The sequence below is a fragment of the Streptomyces sp. NPDC049541 genome, from assembly GCF_044465725.1.
Taxonomy (GTDB): Bacteria; Actinomycetota; Actinomycetes; order Streptomycetales; family Streptomycetaceae; genus Streptomyces.
In genome coordinates, this window is the sequence record NZ_JBITLY010000001.1 from 1,521,549 (window position 1) to 1,543,496 (window position 21,948).

Annotated in this window: 22 protein-coding genes; 11 read left to right on the forward strand and 11 right to left on the reverse strand. The window is 70.5% G+C overall.

The annotated features are described in order from the left end of the window. Positions 1–6: 6 nt before the first annotated feature. The 4 genes from ACIBW9_RS07010 to ACIBW9_RS07025 all read right to left on the reverse strand — a co-directional run bounded on the left by ACIBW9_RS07010 (position 7) and on the right by ACIBW9_RS07025 (position 5,689). Complete coding sequence (locus tag ACIBW9_RS07010; RefSeq protein ID WP_398951948.1) at positions 7–1,017, reverse strand: CopD family protein; 1,011 nt, start codon at positions 1,015–1,017, stop codon at positions 7–9. A gap of 100 nt (positions 1,018–1,117) precedes the next feature. Next, complete coding sequence (locus tag ACIBW9_RS07015) at positions 1,118–2,482, reverse strand: CoA transferase (protein ID WP_398951949.1); 1,365 nt, start codon at positions 2,480–2,482, stop codon at positions 1,118–1,120. Positions 2,483–2,533: 51 nt separating this feature from the next. Continuing rightward, on the reverse strand, positions 2,534–4,054 hold the full coding sequence (locus tag ACIBW9_RS07020) for a S8 family peptidase (protein WP_398951952.1): 1,521 nt from the start codon (positions 4,052–4,054) through the stop codon (positions 2,534–2,536). Positions 4,055–4,162: 108 nt separating this feature from the next. Then, a complete protein-coding gene (locus tag ACIBW9_RS07025) occupies positions 4,163–5,689 on the reverse strand; it encodes a S8 family serine peptidase (protein ID WP_398951954.1) in 1,527 nt (508 codons plus the stop codon). 252 nt (positions 5,690–5,941) lie between these two features. On the opposite strand from ACIBW9_RS07025, the gene ACIBW9_RS07030 reads away from it, so the two are divergent. From ACIBW9_RS07030 to moaA, 3 genes are all read left to right on the forward strand, one after another. Then, positions 5,942–6,298: a DUF485 domain-containing protein gene (locus tag ACIBW9_RS07030; RefSeq protein WP_351481623.1), complete on the forward strand. Its 357-nt coding sequence runs from the start codon at positions 5,942–5,944 to the stop codon at positions 6,296–6,298. Next, on the forward strand, positions 6,295–7,920 hold the full coding sequence (locus tag ACIBW9_RS07035; RefSeq protein ID WP_398951956.1) for a cation acetate symporter: 1,626 nt from the start codon (positions 6,295–6,297) through the stop codon (positions 7,918–7,920). The genes ACIBW9_RS07030 and ACIBW9_RS07035 overlap by 4 nt, the downstream gene beginning before the upstream one ends. A gap of 178 nt (positions 7,921–8,098) precedes the next feature. Continuing rightward, positions 8,099–9,088, forward strand: a complete 990-nt coding sequence (gene moaA, locus ACIBW9_RS07040; protein WP_398951958.1) for a GTP 3',8-cyclase MoaA — start codon at positions 8,099–8,101, stop codon at positions 9,086–9,088. On the opposite strand, the gene ACIBW9_RS07045 is transcribed toward moaA, so the two are convergent. Beyond that, positions 9,085–9,303, reverse strand: coding sequence for a hypothetical protein (locus ACIBW9_RS07045; protein WP_389082890.1), 219 nt, complete (start codon positions 9,301–9,303; stop codon positions 9,085–9,087). The genes moaA and ACIBW9_RS07045 overlap by 4 nt on opposite strands. Before the next feature lie 237 nt (positions 9,304–9,540). Beyond that, a complete protein-coding gene (locus tag ACIBW9_RS07050; protein WP_398951961.1) occupies positions 9,541–9,939 on the reverse strand; it encodes a DUF3099 domain-containing protein in 399 nt (132 codons plus the stop codon). 246 nt (positions 9,940–10,185) lie between these two features. On the opposite strand from ACIBW9_RS07050, the gene ACIBW9_RS07055 reads away from it, so the two are divergent. Beyond that, complete coding sequence (locus ACIBW9_RS07055) at positions 10,186–10,464, forward strand: GlsB/YeaQ/YmgE family stress response membrane protein (protein WP_398951964.1); 279 nt, start codon at positions 10,186–10,188, stop codon at positions 10,462–10,464. 114 nt (positions 10,465–10,578) lie between these two features. Here the strand turns inward: ACIBW9_RS07055 and tyrS are convergent, their stop codons facing one another. The 3 genes from tyrS to ACIBW9_RS07070 are packed head-to-tail and all read right to left on the reverse strand — an operon-like array spanning position 10,579 to position 14,818. Beyond that, entirely contained in the window at positions 10,579–11,847 is a 1,269-nt protein-coding gene (gene tyrS, locus ACIBW9_RS07060) for a tyrosine--tRNA ligase (RefSeq protein WP_398951966.1), read from the reverse strand. A gap of 56 nt (positions 11,848–11,903) precedes the next feature. Next, positions 11,904–13,298, reverse strand: coding sequence for a metallopeptidase TldD-related protein (locus tag ACIBW9_RS07065; RefSeq protein WP_398951968.1), 1,395 nt, complete (start codon positions 13,296–13,298; stop codon positions 11,904–11,906). Next, complete coding sequence (locus ACIBW9_RS07070; protein WP_398951970.1) at positions 13,295–14,818, reverse strand: TldD/PmbA family protein; 1,524 nt, start codon at positions 14,816–14,818, stop codon at positions 13,295–13,297. Before ACIBW9_RS07070 ends, ACIBW9_RS07065 begins: the two co-directional genes overlap by 4 nt. Positions 14,819–15,074: 256 nt before the next feature. Here ACIBW9_RS07070 and fabG point away from each other — a divergent pair, with 256 nt between their 5' ends. The 3 genes from fabG to ACIBW9_RS07085 all read left to right on the forward strand — a co-directional run bounded on the left by fabG (position 15,075) and on the right by ACIBW9_RS07085 (position 17,096). After that, positions 15,075–15,779 (forward strand): 3-oxoacyl-[acyl-carrier-protein] reductase, encoded by a 705-nt coding sequence (gene fabG, locus ACIBW9_RS07075; RefSeq protein WP_398951972.1) that lies wholly within the window; start codon positions 15,075–15,077, stop codon positions 15,777–15,779. Positions 15,780–15,784: 5 nt separating this feature from the next. Next, a complete protein-coding gene (fabI, locus tag ACIBW9_RS07080; protein WP_389082879.1) occupies positions 15,785–16,552 on the forward strand; it encodes an enoyl-ACP reductase FabI in 768 nt (255 codons plus the stop codon). A gap of 196 nt (positions 16,553–16,748) precedes the next feature. After that, positions 16,749–17,096, forward strand: a complete 348-nt coding sequence (locus ACIBW9_RS07085) for a hypothetical protein (protein WP_398951974.1) — start codon at positions 16,749–16,751, stop codon at positions 17,094–17,096. Here the strand turns inward: ACIBW9_RS07085 and ACIBW9_RS07090 are convergent. Further along, positions 17,077–17,766: a FadR/GntR family transcriptional regulator gene (locus tag ACIBW9_RS07090; protein WP_398951976.1), complete on the reverse strand. Its 690-nt coding sequence runs from the start codon at positions 17,764–17,766 to the stop codon at positions 17,077–17,079. The genes ACIBW9_RS07085 and ACIBW9_RS07090 overlap by 20 nt on opposite strands. 82 nt (positions 17,767–17,848) lie before the next feature. Between ACIBW9_RS07090 and ACIBW9_RS07095 the strand changes: the two genes are divergently transcribed. The 4 genes from ACIBW9_RS07095 to ACIBW9_RS07110 all read left to right on the forward strand — a co-directional run bounded on the left by ACIBW9_RS07095 (position 17,849) and on the right by ACIBW9_RS07110 (position 20,254). Continuing rightward, complete coding sequence (locus tag ACIBW9_RS07095; protein ID WP_398951978.1) at positions 17,849–19,132, forward strand: CynX/NimT family MFS transporter; 1,284 nt, start codon at positions 17,849–17,851, stop codon at positions 19,130–19,132. 43 nt (positions 19,133–19,175) lie between these two features. After that, positions 19,176–19,292 carry an SGM_5486 family transporter-associated protein gene (locus ACIBW9_RS07100; protein WP_097262240.1) on the forward strand — a complete coding sequence of 39 codons (117 nt, stop codon included), beginning with the start codon at positions 19,176–19,178 and terminating at the stop codon, positions 19,290–19,292. A gap of 171 nt (positions 19,293–19,463) precedes the next feature. Continuing rightward, the gene (locus ACIBW9_RS07105) at positions 19,464–19,670 is read left to right on the forward strand and encodes a hypothetical protein (protein WP_398951979.1); all 207 of its coding nucleotides are present in this window, start codon (positions 19,464–19,466) and stop codon (positions 19,668–19,670) included. A gap of 65 nt (positions 19,671–19,735) precedes the next feature. Beyond that, entirely contained in the window at positions 19,736–20,254 is a 519-nt protein-coding gene (locus tag ACIBW9_RS07110) for a SixA phosphatase family protein (protein WP_389082870.1), read from the forward strand. Between the two features lie 110 nt (positions 20,255–20,364). On the opposite strand, the gene serB is transcribed toward ACIBW9_RS07110, so the two are convergent. Beyond that, positions 20,365–21,579, reverse strand: a complete 1,215-nt coding sequence (serB, locus tag ACIBW9_RS07115) for a phosphoserine phosphatase SerB (RefSeq protein ID WP_398951981.1) — start codon at positions 21,577–21,579, stop codon at positions 20,365–20,367. Positions 21,580–21,948: the final 369 nt, after the last annotated feature.

The window sequence follows — 21,948 nt, forward strand, 5'->3', positions numbered from 1 at the left end:
TGACCGTCACGACCAGCGGATCGGCAGCGGAAGCGCCGTCAGCAGCCCCGACACCAGGACCACCACCCCGAGCGCGGCGACCTCCATGCGCGCGGGGGAGCAGGCGGTCAGCGGGTCGGTGGCGCGGCGCAGCCGGATCCGCGCCCACAGGGCGAGCAGGGCGACGACGGCCACGAGGATCACCTTGCCGAGCAGAGTGCGCCCGTACGCCGTCGTCGCCAGCTGGTCCAGGATCGTGTGCGACGGCATACGGCGCAGCGAACTCCACACCCCGGTCGCGGTGATGGCGGCGAGCAGAACGGCCGCCACGCGCGCGTAGAGCCCCAGCAGGGCCGCGCCCGTCTCGGAGGGCCCCCACCGGCGCAGCGTCCGCAGTGTGTGCAGCAGACCGCCCGACCACAGCGTCGCGCACGTCAGGTGCACGACCGTCAGCCCCGAACCGAGCAGCGGACTGTGTTCGGTCGTGGGGTGCGCGCGCAGGGCTTCCGCGGTGATGATCGCCGCCAGCGGCCAGACCTGGGTGGCGGGGCGGCGCGAGAGGGCGCAGAGGCCGGCCGCGAGAAAGGCGTTGACCTCGACCAGCGCGAGCCTGCCGTCCCGCGAGTCGTAGAGCCCGCCGACGTTGATGTCGGCCAGGCTGTGCGGCACCAGGTTGCCGGTGGACACGACCGAGGCGAGACCCAGTGCGGCGACGAAACCGGCCGCGGCCGCATAGGGCGCCCAGCTGCGGGGCGCGGCTTGCGGGGCGCCGGGCAGCGAACGGGCCAGACGCTTGACGAACAACTCGCCCACCGGCACGCACAACGCGGCGAACAGCACCGCCCGCAGCAGGGCGATGCCGCTGACCCCGGGTGCGGCGGCCTCCCCCGTGCCGTGCAGCGCGACGGACGGCCCGAGCAGCGGTATCAGCGCGGCCAGGGCCACCAGGACGAGTACGGCGACGGCGCGGCCGGCCCGGGGGCGCCGTACGGGCTCCCCGGCCTCGGCTTCCCCCGCCGTGGGTCCTGTCAAGGTCACCTCACGATGTTCGCCAGCCGTCGCAGAACCGGGCAAGTGGAGTAAGACAACTGGGGTAAGGCATTCTGCTCACAGGTACGCTTTCGGGTGCTCCCGTGACTCAGACCCAGCGCGCGGAGTCCGTCCCCCAGGGGACCGGCGGCCGCGCCCAGTCGACGGGCCCGCCCGCGAACGACACCGGCGGCAGCGCGTACCGCAGCCGCCCCAGCGAGCTGTCCGTCTCGGCGAGCCAGGGACCGGGCCCCTCGTACGGGTCGACGCCCGCGGCACCGGCACCGATGCCGTTCACGAGCCACTCGGCGGTCCGCGCCAACGCCAGCCGTACCAGCCGGCCGCCACCCTCGTACGACTGCTCGGTCAGCGCCCGCAGCACCGCCGCCGCCAGCAGATAGCCCGTCCCGTGGTCGAGCGCCTGCGCGGGCAGCGCCCCCGGCTGCTCGGGCGAGCCCTCGAGGGCGGCGATCCCCGACGCCACCTGCACCAGGCTGTCGAAGCCCCGCCGCTCCCTCCACGGCCCGTACGCGCCCCAGGCCGACACCTGCGCCACGATCACCCCGGGCCGCCGCTCCGCGAGCGCGTGCGGCGACAGCCCGAACCGGTCCAGGGCGCCGGGCCGGTACCCGGTGACGACCACGTCCGCCGCCGCGAGCAGTTCCTCGAAGGTGCGCCGGTCGGCCGTCAGGTCCAGCGTCGTCGACCGCTTGCCGAAGCCCGTGTCGGCGTGCTGGTCGGGCAGTTCGGGCAGCTGTGGGGGGTCCACGCGCAGCACGTCCGCGCCCAGCAGGGCGAGCGTGCGGGTGGCGACCGGGCCGGCCAGCACCCGGGTCAGATCGAGGACGCGCAGCCCGGCCGCGGGCAGCAGGGGGGACCCGTTGAGCGGGGCGAGCACGCGCGCGTGCGTGGAGCCGAGCCGTGCGCGCTCCACCAGGGGCCGCGCGGCCACCTGTACGGCCTGCTCGTGCGTAGCCCATTCCTCGGGGGTGCGCAGTGCCACGGCCAGGCCCCCGGCCGCGTACACCGCCTCCTCGACCTCCGGCGCGGACCGCACGGCCAACGCGGCTTCGACGGCGGCCACGTCCTCCGGAACGCCCAGGGTGTCCAGCAGCCGCGCCCGGTGGTGCGGATAGTTGGCGTGCGTCCGCACCCATCCGTCCGCCGTCCGCCAGAACCGCGACAACGGCGCGAAGCCGACCGGCGCCCGGCCGTCGACCAGCAGATGCCGTTCGCTGTGGAAGGCCGCGGCGACAGCGCCGTCGTCCACCCGGACCGCGGGCACTTCGCGCAGCCCGCTGCGCCGTGCCCCGAGCTCGGCAGCGGCCAGCGCGCAGGCCCCGACGCAGGCCCGCGCCAACTCCCGTACGGGAAGGCGCCCCTGGAGAGCGCCCTCCCGCACCACGCCCGAGACCCGCGGGAGAAGGGCGGCGTCGCCGCCCAGCGCAGACCATGCGAACTTGATTGCAGTCATGACTGCACTATGCATCATTGACTGAATCAACATATGGAGGGACGGAGCGATCTACTCGGTGACCGCGTCCAGCGCGTCCACCGTGCCCCAGCCGTAGAAGCCGTTGTAGTTCTTCGGCCCCTCGCACACCGCGTCGACCTTGCCGTCCCCGTCGATGTCGTACGGGTCCGTGCACGCCGTGCGGTCGGCTTCGGCGTACAGCAGGGCCTTCACCAGGGCGGCAGAGGCGTGCGGATGGGTTGACTTGATCAATGCGGCGACCGCTGCCACATGCGGCGAGGCCATCGACGTACCGGCCATGTAGCCCCATTTGCCGCCCGGCAGCGTGCCGAGGATCAGTCCGCTGGTGGCCGGCGGGGCCGGGGCCTGGTAGCGGGTCGAGTCGCCGCCCGGAGCGGCCACGTCGATGATGCCCAGACCGTAGTTGGAGAACGACGACTTGATGCCCTTCGCGCCGGTCGCCGCCACAGTCACCACACCCGGCAGCTGGGTCGGTATGTCGAGGCACGTGGACGGGTCGACCACCCGGTCGGAGGGGGTGCCGTCGTTCGGCGAGGACGGGTCCGTGATCGAGTCCGAGGCCAGGTCGTACTTCTCGTTCCCGGCCGCGGCGACGTTGACCGTGCCCTTCCGCTCGGCGAACCGTGCGGCCCGGGTGACGGCGTCCACGAGCGCCTTCTGGTCCGGGTCGTCGGTGCAGTTGAAGTACCAGGGATCGGTGTAATAGCTGTTGTTGGTGACGTCGACGCCGTGCTCTGCCGCCCACACGAAGCCGCAGACCACGGCCTCGGTGTAGAAGTAGCCGTCCGGGTTCGCCACCTTGATGCCGGCGACCTTCACGCCCGGAGCGACACCGGTCATGCCGACACCGTTCTTCGCGGCCGCGATCTCGCCCGCCACATGCGTGCCGTGCGGGCTCTCCGAGGCGCTGGGCCGCCAGGCGCCGTCGGTCGTGTCCGGCTTGCCCGACACACAGTTGACCGAGGCGTTCCGGTTGAAGTTCGGCGCGATGTCGGGGTGCGTGTCGTCGACGCCGGTGTCGATCACGCCGACCGTGACCTTCGGGCTGCCGAGCGACCTCTCGTGCGCCTTGTCCGCCTTGATGGCGGCGAGGTCCCACTGCAGGGGCTCCAGCGGGTCCTGCCCGGCGGCGGCCTGAACGCCCTTCAGCTCCTCGGCCGTCAGCGCCCTCGGGGCGCCCACGTCGGTCGTCGACTGGGCGGGCAGCGGTGCGTTGCGGGTGTTGCCGGCCGACTCCACCCCGTGCACGGTGCGGATGGTCCTGGCGAAGCCGGGGTTCGCCGAGTGGACGACGATCACGCCGATCTCGTCGTACGACGTCACGATCGTGCCGCCGGCCTCGGCGATCGCCTTCTTCACATACGCCGGGGCTCCATGCCCGGGGCGGACGTTGACGACATAGCTGAGCGGGCTCGCGTCGGCGGCGGTCGCCGCCGGCGCGCTGCCCGCCGCCGCGGCCGTGCCGTTCGGCAGGAACGCGAGGGCCGTCGCCATCGCCATGCCGAGCGGGATCGCGAGCGCGCGGCGGTAGCGCGGGTGAGGCGCTGTCATGTGTCGGTGTCTCCAGTTCGTTCGCGGTGCGAGCGGTGGGTACGGACCGTGCGGGCGGTCCGGGGCGGCGCGGTCCCTGTCACCGCGCCGCCCGAGCAGGCACTGGATCTACTTCACTGCGCGCAGCGCGTTGACGATACCGAAACCGTAGAATCCGTTGATCTTTTTGCCGCCCACGCAGGTGGCGTCCACGACGCCGTCGCCGTTCCCGTCGTACGGGTCGGTCGGGCAGCCCGGGTTGTCGGCCTGCGCCTTGAGGAGGGCCTGCAGCTGGGCCGGAGTTGCCCATGGGTGCGTCGACTTCAGCAGCGCGGCGACGGCCGCGACATGCGGTGTGGCCATCGACGTGCCCTGCAGGAAGCCGTAGGAGTTGTTCGGCAGCGTGGAGAGGATTCGGCCGTTCTTCGACGGCGTGTCGGGGATCTTGTACTTGTCGCCGCCCGGCGCCGCGACGTCGACGACACCGTCGCCGTAACTGGAGTAGTACGACTTGGCGCCCGTGACACCGGTCGCGCTGACCGTGACCACACCCGGCAGCTGGGTCGGCACGTCGAAGCACTTGTGCGGGTCGACCGTCCGGGTGACCGGCGTCGAGTCGTCGGGGCTGGAGGCGTCGACGAGCGCGTCCGAGTCGAGGTCGTTGTTGGAGTTGCCCGCGGCCGCGACATTGAGCGTGCCCTTGCGCTGTGCATACAGCTGCGCCCTGTTGACCGAATCAACAATGGCACGCTGATCGGGGTCGTCCATGCAGTTGTACTGCCACGGATCAACGTAGTAGCTGTTGTTGGTGATCGCGACGCCGTGGTCGGCGGCGAACACGAAGGCGCACACCACGCTCTCCGGGAAGAACAGCTGGTTCGCGTCCGGCTGGGCCACCGTGATGCCGGAGACCTTCACACCGGGCGCGACCCCCGCGACGCCGATGCCGTTGCGGGCCGCGGCGATCTCGCCCGCCACATGGGTGCCGTGGTAGTGGTCGGCGTCCACCGGCCGCCAGGAGCCGTACGTCGTGTCCGCCTTGCCGCTCACGCAGTTCGCGGACTGCGAGGGCGAGAAGTTCGGGGCGATGTCGGGATGGGTGTCGTCGACGCCGACGTCGATCACGGCGACGGTCACCTTCTTGCTGCCCGGGTCGACCTTGGCGGCCTTGTCCGCGCCTATCGCCCGGAGGTCCCACTGGTCGGCCTCGAGCGGCTCCTCGCCGGCCGTGGAACCCCCCGCGATCTTCGCGGCCTCGGCCTTGGAGAGGTACTGCACCGCCCCCTCGTCCGTCGTCCCCGCCGCCGTCACCGGCGAGGTGCGCGAGGCCCCCGCGGACTGCACTCCGGGCGCCTTGCGTATCTGCTGGGCGAAGGAGGGGTTCGTGGAGTGGACGACGATCACGCCGATCCTGTCGTACGCGACGACGACCGTGCCGCCGGCCTTGGCTATCGCCTTCTTGACCGACTCGTTCGTGCGATGGTCCGTCCTGGTGTTGACGAGATACGCGAAGTTCTCCGCGTCGGCCGCCCGTGCCGCGGACGCCGCGCGCGGGGCGGCCTGCGCGGCCGCCGGCAGGAAGCCGAGCGAGGCGGTCAGGGACAGCGCGACCGGTACGGCGAGTGCGAGCCGGCGTCTGGAACGCAGATGAGCCATGGGGTCTCCACATCATCCGGAAACGAAACCGCCCGAGACGCAGGTGCTGCTCGGGCAGGTACATGACGGGCGGTGCAGGCCGAAGCTATCTCCCGGCGCCGCTGGTCAGCAATGAGTTGCCCAAGGTGAGTTCGGAAACAGGTCAAGGGAGTTGAACCTGTCCTCGCGTGGCGCCGTGACCTTGGACAGGGAGCACGAGGACACTCGCCCCCGATCCCCGTCACAACCGCACCCGCAACGCGAGGAGACTCCGTGGCCACCGAGACACCGCCCCCCTCGAAGACCCAAGCCCGACTTCCTTCCACCGAGGAGTTCGTCGCGGAGCAGGAGAGTGCGGAGTTCGGTGAACTGCGCCGCTCCCACCGCTCCTTCGCCTTCCCGCTCACCGTCGGCTTCATCGCCTGGTATCTGCTCTACGTCCTGCTGTCGAACTACGCGGACGACTTCATGGGCACCAAGCTGTTCGGCAACGTCAACGTTGCCCTGGTGCTCGGCCTCGCCCAGTTCCTCACCACGTTCCTCATCGCCTGGTGGTACTCGCGGCACGCCGCCGCCAAGCTCGACCCCAAGGCCGAGGCGATCAAGTCCCGTATGGAGGGCGACGCATGAGCATCGCGCAGCAGACCGTGCTGGCCGCGGGTGAGGCCAGCGAGCACCGGCCGCTGATCATCACCCTGTTCTCGGTGTTCGTCGCCGCGACCCTCGTCATCACCGTATGGGCGGGCCGCCAGACCAAGGACGCCGCCGACTTCTACGCGGGCGGCCGCCAGTTCACCGCCTTCCAGAACGGCCTCGCCGTCTCCGGCGACTACATGTCCGCCGCGTCCTTCCTCGGCATCGCGGGCGCGATCTCGCTGGCCGGCTACGACGGCTTCCTGTACTCCATCGGATTCCTGGTCGCCTGGCTGGTGGCGCTGCTCCTGGTGGCCGAGCCCCTGCGCAACTCGGGCCGCTACACCATGGGCGACGTCCTCGCCTACCGGATGCGCCAGCGGCCCGTCCGCACCGCGGCCGGCACCTCCACCATCGTCGTCTCGATCTTCTACCTGCTGGCCCAGATGGCGGGCGCGGGCGTCCTGGTCTCGCTGCTGCTCGGCATCACCAGCGACGCCGGCAAGATCGGCATCGTCGCGCTCGTCGGCGTCCTGATGATCGTGTACGTCACCATCGGCGGCATGAAGGGCACCACCTGGGTCCAGATGGTCAAGGCCGTGCTGCTCATCGCGGGCGCCCTGCTGCTGACCTTCCTGGTGCTGCTGAAGTTCAACTTCAACATCTCCGACCTGCTCGGCAAGGCCGCCGACAACAGCGGCAAGGGATCGGCGTTCCTGGAACCCGGCCTGAAGTACGGCCTCACCTCGACGTCCAAGCTGGACTTCATCTCCCTGGGCATCGCCCTGGTGCTGGGCACCGCGGGCCTGCCGCACATCCTGATCCGCTTCTACACGGTGCCCACGGCAAAGGCCGCCCGTAAGTCCGTGAACTGGGCGATCGGTCTCATCGGCGCCTTCTATCTGATGACGCTCGCGCTGGGCTTCGGCGCCGCGGCGCTCATCAAGCCGGACGAGATCATCGCCTCCAACAAGGCCGGCAACACGGCGGCACCACTGCTGGCCCTGCACCTGGGCGGTGTCGACTCCAACTGGGGCGCCATCCTGCTCGCCTCCATCTCGGCGGTCGCCTTCGCCACGATCCTCGCGGTCGTCGCGGGCCTGACCCTCGCCTCCTCCTCGTCGTTCGCCCATGACATCTACGCGAACGTCATCAAGAAGGGCGAGGCCACCGAGAAGCAGGAACTGCGCGCGGCCCGCTGGGCGACGGTCGCGATCGGTGCCGTCTCGATCTGCCTCGGCGCCCTGGCCCGCGACCTGAACGTGGCCGGCCTCGTCGCCCTCGCCTTCGCGGTCGCCGCCTCAGCGAACCTGCCGACCATCCTCTACAGCCTCTTCTGGAAGCGGTTCACCACCTCCGGAGCCCTGTGGTCGATCTACGGCGGCCTGGTCACGGCGGTCGGCCTGGTGCTGTTCTCGCCCGTGGTCTCCGGCAAGGAGTCGTCGATGTTCCCCCACGTCGACTTCCACTGGTTCCCGCTGGAGAACCCGGGCATCATCTCGATCCCGGTCGGCTTCCTGCTCGGTGTCATCGGCACCTACCTGTCCAAGGAGGAGCCCGACAAGGGCAAGTACGCGGAGCTGGAGGTCCGGTCCCTGACCGGCACCGGCGCCCACTGACGACCGCTGGAAACGGCCCCTTACCCGGCCGCGTCGTAGGTCCCTACGACGCGGCCGCGCCGTACCTCGTGGGATCGGGTCGCTGTTGTTGTCAGTGACGTCACGTAGGCTCACAAGTGACGGAAATGATGGACCGGCACTGATCCCAATCTGATCAGCTACGAGGGAGGGGGCCCACGTGCTCATCGACACCTACGGCCGAGTGGCCACCGACCTGAGGGTCTCGCTGACCGACCGGTGCAATCTGCGATGTACGTACTGCATGCCCGAGGAGGGCCTGCAGTGGCTGGCCAAGCCCGACCTGCTCACCGACGACGAGATCGTCCGCCTGATCGACATCGCCGTCACCTCCCTGGGCATCAAGGAGGTCCGCTTCACCGGCGGCGAACCCCTGCTGCGCCCGGGCCTGGTCGGCATCGTCGAGCGGGTCGCCGCGCTGTACCCCCGCCCCCAGATGTCCCTGACGACGAACGGCATCGGACTCAAGCGCACGGCGACGGCCCTGAAGGCAGCGGGCCTGGACCGGGTGAACGTCTCGCTCGACACCCTGCGCCCCGACACCTTCAAGACCCTCACCCGCCGCGACCGGCACAAGGACGTCATCGAGGGCCTTCAGGCCGCCCGCGACGCAGGCCTGACCCCGGTCAAGGTCAACACCGTCCTGATGCCGGGACTGAACGAGGACGAGGCCCCGGACCTGCTCGCCTGGGCCGTGGAAAACGACTACGAGCTGCGCTTCATCGAGCAGATGCCCCTGGACGCCCAGCACGGCTGGAAGCGCGAGGGCATGGTCACCGCGGGCGACATCCTGGCCTCGCTGCGCACCCGCTTCGAGCTCACTCCGGAGGGCACGGACGAGCGCGGCTCGGCCCCCGCCGAGCGCTGGATCGTGGACGGCGGCCCGCACCGCGTCGGTGTCATCGCCTCCGTCACCCGCCCGTTCTGCTCGGCCTGCGACCGCACCCGCCTCACCGCCGACGGCCAGATACGCACCTGCCTGTTCGCTCAGGAGGAGACCGACCTGCGCGCAGCCCTGCGCTCCGACGCCCCGGACGAGGAGATCGCCCGCATCTGGCGACTGGCCATGTGGGGCAAGAAGGCGGGAGCGGGCCTGGACGACCCGTCGTTCGTCCAGCCGGACCGCCCGATGTCGGCTATCGGCGGCTAGGAGTTCTCGGGCGCTTCCCAGTCGTCGAACTTCACGACGTCCTTGAGGAAGCCCCGCACCCCGAGGAACTGCGACAGATGCTCCCGGTGCTCCTCGCACGCGAGCCACGTCTTGCGCCGCTCCGGCGTGTGGATCTTCGGGTTGTTCCACGCGAGCACCCACACGGCATCGGCACGGCAGCCCTTGGCGGAGCAGATCGGGTTCTCGTCACTCACAGGCTCGTCTCACAACCGGGCTGAACAAGGCGCGGAAAAAGCCGCCGAACAAGGCGACGCCGAGCAGCCACGGGGGGAGCTGCCCGGCGTCGGTCTGTCGCTCCGACGGGGGATGCGGAGCGCCTACGAAGTATGTCACGGGTAACCCGTCGCCCGGCACCGGAACAACATGATTGATCTGAGCTTTTCTTGAGCTTGGTGCGGAGCCGCCTTCCGTTTGCGACCCCTGCACCATGGTCACGCCCGGTCGTGCGGCTCGCTTCGTGCGCCCGGTGCGGGCTCGGCCGCGACATCTTCCGGGACCGGTTCCGCGAAACCGTCGTTCGTCCGCGGCGGCGCAATCATCGGACGCATCGGGACACTCACGAACGTCGACGGAAGCGACGGCGCGTTCTCCCGGCCAGCGTTGGCGATCACCACGGCGATATAGGGGAGGACTGCTCCGAGGACCAACGCCACGATCGCGACCGGCCGTTCGACGTTCCACAGCGATGCCGCGAGGATCACGGACACCGTACGGATCGACATCGAGATGACGTACCGGCGCTGCCGGCCGCGCACGTCCTCATCGAGGCTCGCCCGAGCCCCGGTGATCCGGAACACCTGGCTGTTGCCGACGCCATGCAGCTTCCGCATCACATTCCACCATCCGCCCGCATCGGCCCGTCCCCGTCCCCGCGCCCGGTCCGCCCCCGGTCGGGGAACGGCGCCCGGACACCTCCAACGTTACGCCGCGCCTGCGCCGCCTACGAGACCGGGTCACCTCCCACCTGGCCGAACGGCCTCAGCCGTGGCACGTACAGCCCCACCCGGCATGCGCCGTACGGTGCCCGGGCCGACACTGGGCGCAAGGCTCATATCGAGCCGTACGAGGAGGCAGCCATGGGCTGGTTGTGGGCCATCATCGTGGGATTCGTACTGGGCCTGATCGCCAAGGCGGTCATCCCCGGCAAACAGCACAGCCCGCTCTGGCTGACCACCATCTGCGGCATGCTCGGCGCGATCGCCGGCAACGCCGTCGCACGCGGCTTCGGCGTCGAATCAACCCGAGGCATCGACTGGAGCCGCCACGCCTTCCAGTTGGTGGCCGCCGTCATCATCGTCTTCCTGGTCGACATGGCATACATGGCAACACTGGGCAAACACAAACAACGGGCGTGAGCTGCAGCGCCCCGATCAGGGGCGCGGGGCTGTGTCCATGTGCGGCTCCGCCGCGTGGGCGCGACGAGCCACGACGAAAGCCGCAGCCCGCAGACTCCCGCACCCCTACCGCGCTTACGCTCCAGTGACCTCGACGGCGGCAAGATTCTTCTTGCCCCGCCGAAGCACAAGCCACCGCCCGTGCAGCAGATCCTCCTTGGCGGGAACGGCGTCCTCGGACGGGACCTTCACGTTGTTCACGTACGCCCCGCCCTCCTTCACCGTCCGCCGCGCGGCCGACTTGCTGGCCACCAGCCCGACCTCGGCGAACAGGTCCACCACCGGGCCGGGCTCGGCGACCTCGATGTGCGGCAGCTCGGACAGGGCCGCCGCCAGCGTCCGCTCGTCCAGCTCCGCCAGCTCGCCCTGCCCGAAGAGGGCGCGGGACGCGGCGATCACCGCGGCCGTCTGGTCGGCGCCGTGCACCAGCGTCGTCAGCTCCTCCGCCAGCGCGCGCTGGGCGGCACGGGCCTGCGGACGCTCCTCGGTCTGCTTCTCCAGCTCCTCGATCTCCTCGCGGGACCTGAAGCTGAAGATCCGCAGGAACTTGGAGACGTCCCGGTCGTCCGCGTTCAGCCAGAACTGGTAGAAGGCGTACGGCGTGGTCATCTCGGGGTCGAGCCAGACCGTGCCGGACTCCGTCTTGCCGAACTTGGTGCCGTCGGCCTTGGTGATCAGCGGAGTGCCCAGCGCGTGCACCACGGCCTCGGGCTCGACCCGGTGGATCAGGTCGGTGCCCGAGGTGAGATTGCCCCACTGGTCGCTGCCGCCGGTCTGCAGCGTGCACCCGTACCGCCGGTACAGCTCCAGGAAGTCCATGCCCTGCAGGATCTGGTAGCTGAACTCGGTGTAGCTGATGCCTTCCTGGGACTCCAGGCGCCGGGCCACGGCCTCCTTCGCGATCATCTTGTTCACGCGGAAGTGCTTGCCGATGTCCCGCAGGAACTCGATGGCCGACAGACCCTGCGTCCAGTCCAGGTTGTTGACCATGACCGCGGCGTTCGGCCCCTCGAAGTCCAGCAGCGGGGCGATCTGCGCGCGCAGCCGCTCGACCCACTGGGCGACGGTCTCGGGGGCGTTGAGCGTGCGCTCGGAGTTCGGCTTCGGGTCACCGATCAGGCCGGTGGCACCCCCGACCAGGCCCAGCGGACGGTTGCCCGCGTCCTGGATCCGGCGCATCGTCAGGATCTGCACGAGGTTGCCGAGGTGCAGGCTGGGCGCGGTCGGGTCGAAGCCGCAATAGAACGTGACGGGACCGTCCGCGAACGCCTTGCGCAATGCGTCCTCGTCCGTGGAGAGGGCGATCAGCCCGCGCCACTTCAGTTCGTCGACGATGTCCGTCACGGTTCTCGTATCTCCTTGATGATCTTCGGGCGGTCGCGCGACCACCGGCTACGAGGTTATACGCCCTGACTGACAGAGCTCATATTGAAGTCGGGCACCCGCAGCGCAGGCATCGCAGCCCTAGTGAACCAGTCGCTCCACTCCCTCGGCAGCGTCTTTTCCGTGCGCCCGGCCTCCGTGGCCCGCCCGAGCAGGTCGACCGGCGACTCGTTGAAGCGGAAGTTGTTGACCTCGCCGCTCACCTCGCCGTTCTCGACGAGGTAGACGCCGTCCCTGGTCAGGCCGGTGAGCAGCAGCGTGGCCGGGTCGACCTCGCGGATGTACCAGAGGCAGGTCAGCAGCAGCCCGCGCTCGGTGTTCGCGACCATCTCCTCGAGGGAGCGGTCGTCCCCGCCGGTCAGGATGAGGTTGTCGATCGAGGGAGCCACCGGCAGCCCCGTCAGGCCCGCGCTGTGCCGGGTGGTGGTCAGGTGGGCCAGCTCGCCCTGCCGTACCCAGTCGGTGGCCGTGAGCGGCAGGCCGTTGTCGAACACCGACTGGTCGCCGCCGGAGGAGTGCGCGATCACGAAGGGTGCCGACTCCAGGCCCGGCTCGTTCGGGTCGCTGCGCAGGGTGAGCGGCAGCTCGCTGAGCCTGTCGCCCACGCGCGTGCCGCCGCCCGGCTTGGAGAACACCGTGCGGCCCTCGACCGCGTCCCGGCCGGACGCCGACCACAGCTGGTAGATCAGCAGGTCCGCGACGGCGGTCGGCGGCAGCAGCGTCTCGTACCGCCCGGCGGGCAGAGCGATCCGCCGCTCGGCCCACCCGAGGCGTACCGCGAGTTCCGCGTCCAGCGCGGCCGGGTCGACGTCCTTGAAGTCACGCGTGGAGCGGCCCGCCCAGGCCGAGCGGGTACGGTCCGGGGACTTGGCGTTCAGCTCCAGCGTCCCGTTGGGCTGGTCGTGCCGCAGGCGCAGGCCCGTGGACGTACCCACATAGCTCGACCGCAGCTCGTGGTTGGCGAAGCCGTACAGCTCGCGGCCGCCCGCACGCGCGCGTGCGAACGCCTCGCCGAGCGCCGGCGCGAACTCGGCGAACACGGCCGACGAGGTCTCGGCGGGCGCGTCGACGAAGTCCGGCGACGGCGCGACGCCCGTCACCAGCGGCTGTGCGTCCTCCGCAGGTCCGGCGCCGCGTGCGGCGGCCTCGGCGGCCCGCACCAGCGGCTCCAGCTCGTCCGGGGTCACGGCCGAGCGGGAGACCACACCCGAGGCGGTGCCTTCCTTGCCGTCGACGGTCGCGACGACCGTGAGGGTACGCCCGCGGGTGACGCCGTTCGTGGTGAGCGCGTTTCCCGCCCAGCGCAGGTTGGCGCTCGAGTGCTCGTCGGCGATGACGACACAGCCGTCGGCGGTGGACAGCTCCAGCGCCCGCTCGACGATCTCGTGCGGCTTGTTGCTGCGGGCGCTCATCGACCGGCCTCCTGCGTGGTGTTGAGGATGTTGACGCCCTTGAAGAGCGCGGACGGGCAGCCGTGCGAGACGGCGGCGACCTGGCCCGGCTGGGCCTTGCCGCAGTTGAAGGCACCCCCGAGGACATACGTCTGCGGGCCGCCCACCGCGGCCATCGAGCCCCAGAAGTCGGTGGTCGTCGCCTGGTAGGCGACATCCCGCAGCTGCCCGGTGATCCGACCGTTCTCGATCTTGAAGAACCGCTGACCGGTGAACTGGAAGTTGTACCTCTGCATGTCGATCGACCAGGAACGGTCACCGACGACGTAGATGCCCCGGTCCACCCCGCCGATCAGGTCCTCCGTCGCCATCCCGGCCGGATCCGGCTGCAGCGACACATTGGCCATGCGCTGCACCGGCACATGGCCGGGGGAGTCGGCGAACGCACACCCGTTGGACCGCTCGAACCCGGTCAGCTTCGCGATCCGCCGGTCCAGCTGATATCCGACGAGCGTGCCGTCCTTCACCAGGTCCCAGGACTGGCCCTCGACGCCCTCGTCGTCGTAGCCGACGGTCGCAAGTCCGTGCTCGGCGGTGCGGTCGCCGGTGACGTTCATCAGCTCGGAGCCGTACTTCAGCTTGCCGAGCTGGTCGAAGGTGGCGAAGGAGGTGCCGGCGTAGGCGGCCTCGTAGCCAAGGGCGCGGTCCAGTTCGGTGGCGTGGCCGATGGACTCGTGGATGGTCAGCCACAGGTTGGAGGGGTCCACGACCAGGTCGTACAGGCCCGCCTCGACACTCGGTGCGCGCATCTTCTCGGCGAGCAGCTCCGGGATCTGCTCGAGCTCGCTCTCCCAGTCCCAGCCGGTGCCGGTGAGGTACTCCCAGCCGCGTCCGACCGGCGGCGCGATCGTCCGCATCGAGTCGAACTCGCCGCTCGACTCGTCCACCGACACCGCCGTCAGCTGCGGGTGCAGCCGCACGCGCTGCTGTGTGGTCACGGTCCCGGCCGTGTCGGCGTAGAACTTGTTCTCGTGCACGGTGAGCAGCGAGGCGTCGACATGGTTGACGCCGTTCGCCGCGAGCAGCTGCGCGCTCCAGTCCGCCAGCAGGGCCGACTTCTCCTCGTCGGGCACGGAGAACGGGTCGATCTCGTAGGACGAGGTCCAGGTCTTCTCGGCGTGCACGGGCTCGTCGGCGAGCTCCACCCGCTCGTCCGAACCGGCCGCCTTGATCACCTGGGCGGAGAGCTTCGCCATCGCCACCGCCTGCGAGGCGACCCGGGCCGCCGCGTCCATGGTCAGATCCACGCCCGAGGCGAAGCCCCAGGTGCCGCCGTGCACGACCCGTACCGCGTACCCGAGGTCGGTGGTGTCCGACGAGCCGGCGGGCTTGGCGTCCCGGAAGCGCCAGGACGCGCTGCGCACCCGCTCGAACCGGAAGTCCGCATGCTCGGCACCCAGGGCACGCGCGCGTGCCAGTGCCGCGTCGGCCAGGGCCCGTAGGGGAAGTGCCGTGAAGGCTTCGTCGATGGTATGAGGCACCGAGGTCTCTCCTTGCTGTCGTGACCTGTGATCGGACCGGCGGTTGCCCCGATCATTTCGCGTGACCGGGCCGCGGACCACAGGTTTCGAGCCGGTACCGGGAACTTTCTGTAGGGACCCGACAGTGAGTCCCGTAAGCCACTGTCGGTGCCCGATTGTCCGCGGGAGCGCCCGGACCGATAGGTTTTCGAGGAAGCCGCCTGTCATCCAGGTGTTCGGGCGGGTGGTATCAGACCGCTATCGAAAGGGTGATCCGTTGAGCCGCTCGGTTCTCGTCACCGGAGGCAACCGGGGCATCGGCCTCGCCATCGCCCGCGCATTCGCCGACGCCGGCGACAAGGTCGCGATCACATACCGCTCGGGAGAGCCGCCGGCCGGCTTCCTGGCCGTCAAGTGCGACATCACCGACACCGAGCAGGTGGAGCAGGCCTACAAGGAGATCGAGGCCGAGCACGGCCCGGTCGAGGTCCTGATCGCCAACGCCGGCATCACCAAGGACCAGCTCCTGATGCGTATGTCCGAGGAGGACTTCACCTCGGTCATCGACACCAACCTCACCGGCACCTTCCGCGTGGTCAAGCGCGCCAACCGCGGCATGCTGCGCGCCAAGAAGGGCCGCGTCGTGCTGATCTCGTCGGTCGTCGGGCTGTACGGCGGCCCCGGCCAGGCCAACTACGCCGCCTCCAAGGCCGCCCTGGTCGGCTTCGCGCGTTCCCTCGCCCGCGAGCTGGGTTCGCGCAACATCACCTTCAACGTCGTCGCGCCCGGCTTCGTCGACACCGACATGACCAAGGTGCTCACCGACGAGCAGCGCGAGGGCATCGTCAAGCAGGTGCCGCTCGGCCGTTACGCGCAGCCGGAGGAGGTGGCCGCGACGGTGCGGTTCCTCGCCTCGGACGACGCCTCGTACATCACTGGAGCCGTCATCCCCGTTGACGGCGGACTGGGAATGGGTCACTGATCACCATGAGCGGAATTCTCGAGGGCAAGCGCGTCCTGATCACCGGTGTGCTGATGGAGTCCTCCATCGCCTTCCACGCCGCCAAGCTGGCCCAGGAGCAGGGCGCCGAGATCATCCTGACCGCGTTCCCGCGGCCCACGCTGACCGAGCGCATCGCCAAGAAGCTCCCCAAGCCCACCAAGGTCATCGAGCTCGACGTCACCAACGACGAGCACCTGGCCCGCCTGGCCGACCTGGTCGGCGAGGAGCTCGGCGGCCTCGACGGCGTCGTGCACTCCATCGGCTTCGCGCCGCAGGACGCGCTCGGCGGCAACTTCCTCAACACGCCGTTCGAGTCGGTGGCCACGGCCATGCACGTCTCGGCGTACTCCCTGAAGTCGCTGACCATGGCCTGTCTGCCGCTGATGCAGAACGGCGGCTCGGTCGTCGGCCTCACCTTCGACGCGCAGTACGCCTGGCCGCAGTACGACTGGATGGGCCCGGCGAAGGCCGCCCTGGAGGCCACCAGCCGCTACCTCGCCCGTGACCTGGGCAAGCAGAACATCCGCTGCAACCTGATCTCCGCGGGCCCGATCGGCTCCATGGCCGCCAAGTCCATCCCGGGCTTCAGCGACCTGGCCTCCGTGTGGGACAGCCGCTCCCCGCTGGAGTGGGACCTCAAGGACCCGGAGCCGGCTGGCAAGGGCATCGTCGCCCTGCTGAGCGACTGGTTCCCGAAGACCACGGGCGAGATCGTCCATGTGGACGGCGGTCTGCACGCCATCGGCGCCTGACGCTGCCGCTGAGCCTCGGTCGACACCTGAGGGCCCGCACCCCGCCGGGTGCGGGCCCTCAGTGCGTGCCCCGCCCTCGCCGGGATGTCACCCGTTCGGCCCATCCGGCGGGGCGGAGCCGGGCCACCGCTGCGCACCCTGGAAGACGGGTCCGGCACGTGATTCCCTCCCCAGCACGGCCGAGGAGGTCCCCCTTGTGCGCATCTTCCGCAACCTGGCCTCAGTGACCGTCGCCGTCGCTCTTGTGATGTCCCTGCCGTACGAGGCGATGCCCCACGCGCGCGTGAAGCCCGGGAAGCCGCCGGCGCCGCAGCTCTTCGGCGCGGAGTGCCGCACCAAAGTGACCGGCTCCCAGGTGACCGCGTACTGCCACAACCCCTATCCGCTGACCGACGGCGTCAGCCTGCACGTCGAGTGCGCCCGCTGGTGGGACCTCGACACCGACGGCACCCCCGTCGACACCGGGCCGGCGATGACCGTACGGCTCACCGGCCGGTGCTGGAAGGAAGTCGGCTCGGTGTGGGTCAGTCACCAGAGGCGCTGAACCGTCCCGGACGGCACAGGAACGGATAGCTCGCCGCCTCCGCGCCGGCCGCCTCGGCGTCGCCCGCGCGGATCGCGTCGACCAGGCGCGTGTGCTCCATGTACGTCTCCGGGGAGAGCTCCTGGCCGACGTCCTCACGCAGCCAGTCCCGCAGCACCTCGCCGAGGTCCGCGTACATCGCGGTCATCACGTCGTTGTGCGAGGCCGCCACCACCGCCATGTGGAAGGTCGAGTCCGCCGTCACGAAGGTCTCCGTGTCGCCCGACTCCCAGGCCTCCTCGCGCCGCACCAGCAGCGCGTCCAGCTGCTTGAGATCCTTCTCCGTGCGCCGCCCGGCGGCCAGCCTGGCGGCGGCCGACTCCAGCGTGGAGCGCAGCTCGGCGATGTGCCGCGGGTCCGCGTCGGCGAAGCGGCGGTGCATCACGCCCGCCAGCTCACTCGTCGCCACGACATAGGTGCCCGAGCCCTGGCGAATGTCCAGCAGGCCGTTGTGCGCGAGGGCGCGGACGGCCTCACGGACCGTGTTCCGGGCCACCCCGAGCTGCTCGACCAGCTCGGGCTCCGTCGGGATGCGGGAGCCGACCGGCCACTCGCCCGAGGTGATCTCGTGCCGTAGCGCGGCGATGACCTGCTCCGACAGCGCGGAACGGCGGGGATGACTCAGGGGCATGGCACACCTTCGCACGCGGCGGGCGGGTCCGGGCGACCCGGGGATGGACAACCAATCATCCAATGATTCTATGATGGACGGCATGGCACGTGAGGAAACCCGGACGACGACGTTCACCGCGGCCGTTTCCGCCGCGGACGAGCCCCGGCGACCCGCCACGCGCGCGTGGCGGACGAGACTGCTCGTGCTCGGCATCGTCCTGTCGGCCTTCAACCTCCGCCCCGCCATCACCAGCCTGGGCGCGCTCCTCGAAGAGGTCCGTGACGGGCTCGGCATGAGCGGCAGCGTGGCCGGTCTGCTCACCTCCGTGCCCCCGCTCTGCTTCGCCGTCTTCGGCGTCACGGCCCCCCGCCTCGCCCGCCGCTTCGGACCGGGCGCGGTGGTGTGCGCCGGCATGGCCGCCATCGCCGCGGGCCTGCTCATACGGCCGTACGCGGGCGGTACGGCTGGCTTCCTGGCCGCCAGCGCGCTCGCCCTCATGGGCATCGCCGTCAGCAACGTCCTGATGCCGGTCATCGTCAAGCGCTGGTTCCCCGACCGGGTCGGCTCCATGACCGGCCTCTACTCGATGGCCCTCGCCCTCGGCACCGCCGCGGCGGCCGCGGTGACGGTGCCCATGACCGAGGCGCTGGGGGGCAGTTGGCAGTCCGGACTCACGGTCTGGGCGGCCCTCGCGGCGGCTGCCGTACTGCCGTGGATCCCGTTCGTACGGCAGCGGGGCGCGGCGCCCGCCGAGGAGCCGGCCGGGCGGCGGGAGCACGCGCGCGTGGTGGCGCCCGCGCTGCGGATCACCCGGAGCCGTACCGCCTGGGCGCTCGCCGTCTTCTTCGGGCTGCAGGCCACCGCCGCGTACATCACGATGGGCTGGATGGCGCAGATCTTCCGGGACGCGGGCGTGCCCGCGGGCACGGCGGGGCTGCTGCTCGCCGTCACCATGGTGATGGGCGTGCCGCTGGCCTTCGTCATCCCGCGCGTCGCCGCCCGGCTGCCGCAGCAGGGGCCGATCGTGGTCGCGCTGGGCGCCTGTGGGCTCGCCGGTTACGCCGGCCTGTACCTCGCACCGGCCGCCGGTGCCTGGGCCTGGGCGCTGCTGCTCGGCGTCGCCAACTGCTCCTTCCCGCTGGCCCTCACCATGGTCGGCATGCGGGCCAGGACCGGCGCGGGCGTCGCCCAGCTGTCGGCGTTCGCGCAGAGCACCGGCTATCTGATCTCCATCCCCGGCCCGCTCCTGGTGGGCGTGCTCTACCAGCACAGCGGCGGCTGGGGGCTGCCGATCGCGCTGATGTCCGCCCTGATGGTCCCGCAGATGGTCGTCGGCGTCCTGGCGGGGCGCAACCGCACGGTGGAGGACGAGGCGGGCCGCTGACCCCGCCCGAACCGCCGCGGGCGCCGGGTGCGAGACTTGCCGTATGCCAGTGCTCGACCCGAACCCCCAGAACGGCCAGAAGAAGATGCTGCTCGTCTTCGGCTCGTTCCTCGCCATCTTCGTGATCATCGCCGTCATCGCGACGATCGCCTCGCCATGACCGTCCGCCGGGCGGCCCGATGGTGGGGCTAGCACCACCATCCCCTAGGGGGTGAGTGTCAGGGTCAACTGGGTGGATCTCCGGATGGGTTGAGGGCTCCGGATTCCGTAACTTCGAGGTGTGACCGCGCAAGGCGGATCACCCGAGACCCGAAGACCAGCGGAGGCACCCATGTCGGCCCAGTCGCACACCCGGCCCCACCCGGCGCCCACGGGTGGCGTCGACATCCGGCTGCCCTGGTGGGCGCTCGCCCTGCCGACGCTCGCCTTCATCGTGCTGCTCGCTCTGATGCTGAACCCCTCGGACGCACAGGCGGCGACGGGCGACCCGGCGATCACCCACCTCTTCGAGCGGGCACAGCAGCTCATGGCCCGCTGAGCACCGGTTCGGCCGCCGGTCAACTCCCTGCGCCCCATGGCCTGTTTCATGCGAAGCTGGGTTCCATGAGCGTCGCAGAACCCCGCAGGATCGTCCTCTTCCGGCATGCGAAAGCCGACTGGCCACAGGTGACCGACCACGAGCGCCCCCTCGCTGAGCGGGGCCGCACGGACGCCGCAGTCGCCGGACGCAAGCTGGCCGACACCGGTATCCCCTTCGATCTGGCCCTGTGCTCCACCGCGATCCGGACCCGAGAGACCTGGAAGCTCGCCGTCCATGAATTCCCGCACCGGCCGAAAACCGTCTACGAGGAGCGGATCTACGAGGCCTCACCCGGCGAGCTGATCGCGCTGCTCAACGAGACCCCCGACGACGTGCAGAACGCCGTACTCATCGGCCACAACCCGGGCGTGCAGGGCCTCGCCGAGATCCTGGCCGGCTCGTCCGAGGGCGACGCAGGCGAGCGGATGAACCGCCGCGGCTTCCCGGCCGCCGCCTTCGCCGTCCTCTCCTTCGAGGGACCCTGGAAGGGCCTGGAGCCGGGCGTGGCCACGCTGCTGGACTACTGGGCGCCGACCGAGTAGCCGAGACGGCGGAACCGACAGACGACCGACGAAGCGAGCAGGCGACACGACGACCGAGGGGCCCGGCACCACCACGGTGCCGGGCCCCTCGACGTGTGGAACTCGGGCGACTACTCCTCGTCGTGCGTGTCCGCGGCCTCGACCTCTTCGCGGGTGACGCCCAGCAGATACAGGACCGTGTCCAGGAAGGGCACGTTCACCGCGGTGTGCGCGGCCTCCCGTACGACAGGCTTGGCGTTGAAGGCGACGCCGAGGCCGGCCGCGTTGAGCATGTCCAGGTCGTTGGCGCCGTCGCCGATCGCCACGGTCTGGGCGAGCGGTACGCCCGCCTCCGCGGCGAACCGGCGCAGCAGCCGCGCCTTGCCCGCGCGGTCGACGATCTCGCCGGTGACCCTGCCGGTGAGCTTGCCGCCGACGATCTCCAGGGTGTTGGCCTGCGCGAAGTCGAGCCCGAGCCGCTCCTTCAGGTCGTCCGTGACCTGGGTGAACCCTCCGGAGACCACGCCCACTTGGTAGCCGAGCCGCTTGAGCGTACGGATCAGGGTCCGCGCCCCCGGCGTCAGCCGCACCTCGCTGCGCACCTTGTCCACCACGGACGCGTCGAGCCCCTCCAGGAGCGCCACACGCGCGTGCAGCGACTGCTCGAAGTCCAGCTCCCCGCGCATCGCGGCCGCGGTCACCTCGGCGACCTCGTCCTCGCAGCCGGCGTGCGCCGCGAAGAGCTCGATCACCTCGTCCTGGATGAGCGTCGAGTCGACGTCCATGACGACCAGCCGCTGCGCCCGCCGGTGCAGCCCCGCCGCGACGACCGCCACATCGACACCCAGTGCCGCGGCGTCCGTCACCAGAGCGGTGCGCAGCGGCTCGGTCTCGACACCGGACACCGCGAACTCGACCGCGGTGACGGGGTACTTGGCGAGGCGGAAGATGCGGTCGATGTTGCCGCCCGCGGAGGCGATCTTCGCGGCGATCCGGGCGGTCGCCTGCGCCGTGAGCGGGTGACCGAGGACCGTGACCAGTGAGCGTCCGAGGCCGCGCGGGCGGTTGTCGCCCCGCCCGGAGATGATCTCCGCCTGCATCTTCATCGACTCCGCCCAGCTGTGGACGGTGGCCCGCAGATCCCCCTCCAGCCCGTGGGGCGGCGGGGTCACGAGCGCGCACAGCGTGAGCCGGCCACGGGTGACGACCTGCTCGATGTCGACCACGTCGACGGAGTAGGCGGCGAGGGTGTCGAACAGGCCGGCCGTGATGCCCGGCCGGTCCTTGCCGAAGATCTTGACGAGGAGGGTGGGGACGTCAGAGGTCGAGGTCTGCGATGCGCTCATGGTGTACCCACCGTATCCGGCACCCAGTGCCGCCCGCCGCCGCGGTCCGCCTGCCGGACACGGAACAGTGGGTGTCGAGCGGATGTTGAAAGCGTTACGCGCTGACCACCGTGCTGAGACGGCCCCGGCAGCTCCTCGGCCTGGGCGGGCTCCTTGCCCCGGCCGCTGCGAGTCCCGGCGGACGGCTCAGAGCGGCATACGTACGTCGGGCAGCCGGGTACCGCCTGGTGGCGATGCATGCGGCTCAGCGTCCCCTCGGCGGGTGGGCGGCAGACGCGTACGCCACAACCGCACCGGCCGCAGCCGCCGCACCGCGCCCCGGCGAGTGCTGCTCGCGGCGCGTCGGGCCGGGCCGCCCGGTTGCGTCAG

What these genes read in the sequence shown, in the direction of transcription:
- fabI (WP_389082879.1), top strand. Translation starts at nt 15,785, where the DNA reads ATGAGCGGAATTCTCGAGGGCAAGCGCGTCCTGATCACCGGTGTGCTG.
- ACIBW9_RS07065 (WP_398951968.1), bottom strand. Translation starts at nt 13,298, where the DNA reads ATGAGCGCCCGCAGCAACAAGCCGCACGAGATCGTCGAGCGGGCGCTG.
- ACIBW9_RS07020 (WP_398951952.1), bottom strand. Translation starts at nt 4,054, where the DNA reads ATGACAGCGCCTCACCCGCGCTACCGCCGCGCGCTCGCGATCCCGCTC.
- ACIBW9_RS07110 (WP_389082870.1), top strand. Translation starts at nt 19,736, where the DNA reads ATGAGCGTCGCAGAACCCCGCAGGATCGTCCTCTTCCGGCATGCGAAA.
- ACIBW9_RS07095 (WP_398951978.1), top strand. Translation starts at nt 17,849, where the DNA reads ATGGCACGTGAGGAAACCCGGACGACGACGTTCACCGCGGCCGTTTCC.
- ACIBW9_RS07100 (WP_097262240.1), top strand. Translation starts at nt 19,176, where the DNA reads ATGCCAGTGCTCGACCCGAACCCCCAGAACGGCCAGAAGAAGATGCTG.
- ACIBW9_RS07035 (WP_398951956.1), top strand. Translation starts at nt 6,295, where the DNA reads ATGAGCATCGCGCAGCAGACCGTGCTGGCCGCGGGTGAGGCCAGCGAG.
- ACIBW9_RS07105 (WP_398951979.1), top strand. Translation starts at nt 19,464, where the DNA reads ATGTCGGCCCAGTCGCACACCCGGCCCCACCCGGCGCCCACGGGTGGC.
- ACIBW9_RS07050 (WP_398951961.1), bottom strand. Translation starts at nt 9,939, where the DNA reads ATGCGGAAGCTGCATGGCGTCGGCAACAGCCAGGTGTTCCGGATCACC.
- ACIBW9_RS07055 (WP_398951964.1), top strand. Translation starts at nt 10,186, where the DNA reads ATGGGCTGGTTGTGGGCCATCATCGTGGGATTCGTACTGGGCCTGATC.
- serB (WP_398951981.1), bottom strand. Translation starts at nt 21,579, where the DNA reads ATGAGCGCATCGCAGACCTCGACCTCTGACGTCCCCACCCTCCTCGTC.
- ACIBW9_RS07015 (WP_398951949.1), bottom strand. Translation starts at nt 2,482, where the DNA reads ATGACTGCAATCAAGTTCGCATGGTCTGCGCTGGGCGGCGACGCCGCC.
- ACIBW9_RS07090 (WP_398951976.1), bottom strand. Translation starts at nt 17,766, where the DNA reads ATGCCCCTGAGTCATCCCCGCCGTTCCGCGCTGTCGGAGCAGGTCATC.
- ACIBW9_RS07025 (WP_398951954.1), bottom strand. Translation starts at nt 5,689, where the DNA reads ATGGCTCATCTGCGTTCCAGACGCCGGCTCGCACTCGCCGTACCGGTC.